This is a genomic window from Methanospirillum sp., from assembly GCF_028679455.1.
In the GTDB taxonomy this organism is placed as follows: domain Archaea; phylum Halobacteriota; class Methanomicrobia; order Methanomicrobiales; family Methanospirillaceae; genus Methanospirillum.
Genome location: NZ_JAJRBM010000373.1, coordinates 1 through 4,046, shown reverse-complemented (window position 1 = coordinate 4,046; position 4,046 = coordinate 1). Strand labels below are relative to the sequence as shown.

5 protein-coding genes are annotated in these 4,046 nt (G+C 42.0%); 3 read left to right on the top strand and 2 right to left on the bottom strand.

The window, feature by feature from the left end:
* On the bottom strand, window positions 1–736 hold a 736-nt coding region (locus LUQ50_RS12620; protein WP_300040195.1), incomplete at its 3' end, for an FkbM family methyltransferase.
* 197 nt (window positions 737–933) lie between these two features.
* Here LUQ50_RS12620 and LUQ50_RS12615 point away from each other — a divergent pair.
* The 3 genes from LUQ50_RS12615 to rfbG are packed head-to-tail and all read left to right on the top strand — an operon-like array spanning window position 934 to window position 3,694.
* Window positions 934–1,833 (top strand): glycosyltransferase, encoded by a 900-nt coding sequence (locus LUQ50_RS12615; RefSeq protein WP_300040194.1) that lies wholly within the window; start codon window positions 934–936, stop codon window positions 1,831–1,833.
* Window positions 1,830–2,606, top strand: coding sequence for a glucose-1-phosphate cytidylyltransferase (rfbF, locus tag LUQ50_RS12610; protein ID WP_300040193.1), 777 nt, complete (start codon window positions 1,830–1,832; stop codon window positions 2,604–2,606). Before LUQ50_RS12615 ends, rfbF begins: the two co-directional genes overlap by 4 nt.
* A complete protein-coding gene (rfbG, locus tag LUQ50_RS12605) occupies window positions 2,588–3,694 on the top strand; it encodes a CDP-glucose 4,6-dehydratase (RefSeq protein ID WP_300040192.1) in 1,107 nt (368 codons plus the stop codon). The genes rfbF and rfbG overlap by 19 nt, the downstream gene beginning before the upstream one ends.
* Window positions 3,695–3,746: 52 nt before the next feature.
* Here rfbG and LUQ50_RS12600 read toward each other — a convergent pair.
* Window positions 3,747–4,046 (bottom strand): hypothetical protein (locus tag LUQ50_RS12600; protein ID WP_300040191.1); only part of this gene is annotated, 300 nt, incomplete at its 5' end.

Here is a 4,046-nt window from a genome sequence, read left to right as displayed (position 1 = left end):
GCAGATACCGTGCCTCACACCACCCGGGGCTGATTTTTAAGGCCCGCGATAAATTTTCAGTATTCAGTTGATTATCCGCCGCCGCCAACTCTGGTAATGTGGTTTTATTTATCCGGCTGGTTCCGCATACATTGAGATTCGAGAGCCAGAATCCATTCCCCATCAGAAATTTGTGTGCATCGACAAAGAGATCCTCCCCAATATAGGCGTCAATTAATCCGGGTTCGATATCAACAGTTAATACATTGGATTGGATCTCGCTGCTCAGGCTTTGAAATAGTCGTAAATCTATTCCCTGCGAATCGGTCTTGAACCAGTCAATCCGGGGGATATTCTGCGATTTTAACAGGTCAGTTAAATTGGATGCCTGGACAGTCTGGGTTTTTTCAACGGTAAAAAGATCGAAAAAAAGGAAATTTTCCAGAGATACATAATCAGGTTGCAGAGTGCTCGAACAATACGGAGACCTTGTTAAGAAGACCAGTACTTCCTTTCCGACATCATCTCCGATCACCGCAGAATTGTAAATAATGGATTTATAGAATTCATTGCTCTCATCTTTTTTTAGTTCGCGAAGATCGGGATCGAACCCAATATAGATCGATTCCCTAACAATATCCCTCCACATTTCAGGAGGGGTTCCGGATGCCCCGATATCAATCAGTACAGGATGGATCCGGTGCGATTCAATTGCATCACGAATGTGCTTTGTGATGGTTTTATCGATAATGGTCATAGAATTAATCATCAAAATATTTTTAAAATGATCCTCCTATCAGTATATTGGTTCACAGACTTGAATATTTTAGGTTAAACATGGGTGCGCGATCAAGTGTCAGGAAATTGTTGATATTCCACTCCAAAAAGACACCAATAGTGTCTGCTTTTACGTAAGATTATTGATATTGATTCTCCCATAGGTACGTCACGTGCATGACATACGCGCCGATAGTCCTCTTTGTTTATAACCGTCCGGTTCATACACGGCACACGGTAGAAACACTACAAAAGAATATACACGCAGATAAATCTGATTTGATTATTTTTTCCGATTGGGCTAAAGATGAAACATCCCAAAAAAACGTTGAAGAAGTAAGGGAATACCTGAGGTTGATCAGCGGGTTTAAATCGATCACAATCATACTGCGCGAAAGGCATTATGGACTGGCAGAATCGGTTATTTCCGGTATTTCTCAGGTGTTTGAGAAATATGATGCAGTTATTGTCATGGAAGATGATCTTGAAAGTTCGCAGTTCTTTTTAACATTCATGAATGCTGCATTGGATTACTATAAAGAACAAAACCGGATCTATTCGATATCCGGGTATAATTACCCAATCACCATTCCAGATGATTATCCGTATGATGTCTATCTTTCCTATCGGTGTGGTTCATGGGGATGGGCCACGTGGAAAGACCGCTGGCTGAAGGCATGCTGGAATATCAATAAAAACGATTCCTTCTTTTCAGATAAGAAAGCTCAATCGGAGTTCAAACGAGGGGGAAACGATATGGTGGGCATGTTAATTGATCAGATTGAGGGTAAGATCGATTCCTGGGCAATACGATGGAGTTATACTCATTATATCAATCACGCATATTGTGTTTTCCCGACTAATTCGAAAATAAAGAATATCGGTAATGACGGGAGTGGAACGCATGTTGATAAAACCAATTATTTCGATGTGGCAATGGATTCCGGACAATCGAAGTTTACATTTACCAATGACATGAAAGTAAATAATGAAATTGCGAAGAATTTTGCACGAATCTTTGAACCGTCAATTCGGTTAAAAATCAAACGCCTGCTTTCAGGGAGATGGATACTATGAAAGTTATCATACTTGCTGGGGGATTTGGTACAAGAATTGGGGAGGAAACTGCCCTGAAGCCAAAGCCCATGATAGAAATCGGGGGGAAACCGATCCTATGGCACATTATGAAGATTTATCTTCACTATGGATTTAATGATTTCATCATCTGCCTTGGCTACAAAGGATATGCGATAAAAGAATATTTCGATAATCTTCTCTTACACGATTCAGATGTAATGTATAGTTTCGGGGAGACGAACTCCAAGAAATTTCTCTCAAAACGAACCGATTCGTTTAATGTCACCCTTATCGATACAGGCTTAAACACGATGACCGGGGGACGTATCAAACGGATAGAGCGGTACATCGATAACGAGCCGTTTATGGTAACATATGGCGACGGATTAGCCAATATCAATATTAAAAAACTCGTGGAGTATCATAAATCCCATGATAGGATTGTTACTGTTTCTGCAGCTCAACCACTGGGACGGTTTGGTGCAATGCAGATAAGTTCCGGAGGGATTGTTGAAGAATTCCGGGAGAAACCATTGGGGGACGGCAACTGGATCAATGCAGGGTTTTTTGTAATGACACCACGGGTCTTTGATTACATTGATGGCGATGATTCAGTTTTTGAAAAGAGCCCACTTGAAAGACTCACTGCAGATAATCAACTTGTTGCCTTTAAGCACCCAGACTTTTTCCAACCGCTTGATACCTTAAGAGACAAGAAAATGCTTGAAGATTTATGGGCTTCGGATAATGCCCCATGGATGATCTGGAAATGAATAAAAAAAAGGAGCACGTCAATCCCGGACGAGAATTTTGGGAGGATAAACGAGTACTCATAACCGGAAATACCGGATTCAAGGGATCATGGATATCACTGTATCTGCATACACTAGGGGCAAAAGTCTTCGGTTATTCATTGGATCCGCCCACTAATCCGAACATCTACACACTCTGCCGCATCGATGAGCTGACTGAAACCGTTCATGGGGATATCAGAGATTTAGCTGCATTTAAAAACAATCTCGAACGGATCAAACCTGAAGTAGTCTTTCACTTTGCTGCCCAGGCACTGGTCCGTGAAGCGTATGCAAATCCCATCCAGACATACGAAACAAATGTACTCGGTACGGCAAATATCCTAGAAGCAGTCAGGAACGTTGATTCTGTCAAAGCGGTCATTATCGCAACTACGGATAAAGTCTATCAAAACAAAGAATGGTTCTGGGCTTACCGAGAGTGCGATTCCTTAGGAGGGGTTGATCCTTACTCCAGCAGTAAGGCATGTGCGGAACTTGTGATTGCAGCATACCGCAAATCTTTTTTTTCACAACATATGGGATCATCATTCACCGGGATCGCATCGGTGCGGGCAGGCAACGTGATAGGAGGGGGAGATTGGGCAAAGGATCGTATCATTCCTGATTTCTTCAGATCCCTATCAGAAAATAAACCCCTTATCATTCGCTCACCTGACAGCATTCGGCCCTGGCAGCATGTCTTTGAGCCATTGAGGGGATATTTGCTTGTTGCCGAATTAATGGAAAATACCCCGGAATCCGATTTGCATGAGTGCTGGAATTTTGGTTCAGATGAAAACGATCATAAACCGGTAAAATGGATCATCGATTATCTGTACGAGAGAATGGCGTGCCAGAAAAATTATCGTATTGTATCAGATGGGCCGCACGAAGCAACATATCTGAGACTTGATAGTAGCAAAGCAAAAAATCTGCTGAACTGGCACCCGAAATACAACCTTACAAAAACCCTGGATAATATTGTTGAATGGACTTCTGCCTGTAACGATAATGAAGACATGCAGACGGTAAGCCTCCGGATGATAAAGAATTATCATGAACTATAGGTTATGCTAAGGCATCGGGCGAGGATTTCATGTAAATTGAACAGTTTCGTTATTAAAAATAATCTTTTTTTCCCTTGCCTGTAAGTTTACGGTAACCAAACGTCCCGACAACAATAAAAATATACCCCAAACACCGCATCGGGTTCATGCAGAACGCCTTCCGAAGATACTCAAATCCCTCAAGCCACATACCAAGATGGATAAAATCCAGCCCTCCCTTGACATATACGTAATTATAGATCGCTTTTTTTTCGGAAGCCAGTTCCATTGGGAGGTGCGGGTCGGCGAACACTTTTTCCAGGATATGCTCGTAATCACTGACATATTTATGCATCAGCGCAACGCTCTTTGC

Bases quoted from the DNA above. Each gene is read 5' to 3' on its own strand.
- rfbF (WP_300040193.1), top strand. From the start codon at position 1,830: ATGAAAGTTATCATACTTGCTGGGGGATTTGGTACAAGAATTGGGGAG.
- LUQ50_RS12615 (WP_300040194.1), top strand. From the start codon at position 934: ATGACATACGCGCCGATAGTCCTCTTTGTTTATAACCGTCCGGTTCAT.
- rfbG (WP_300040192.1), top strand. From the start codon at position 2,588: ATGGATGATCTGGAAATGAATAAAAAAAAGGAGCACGTCAATCCCGGA.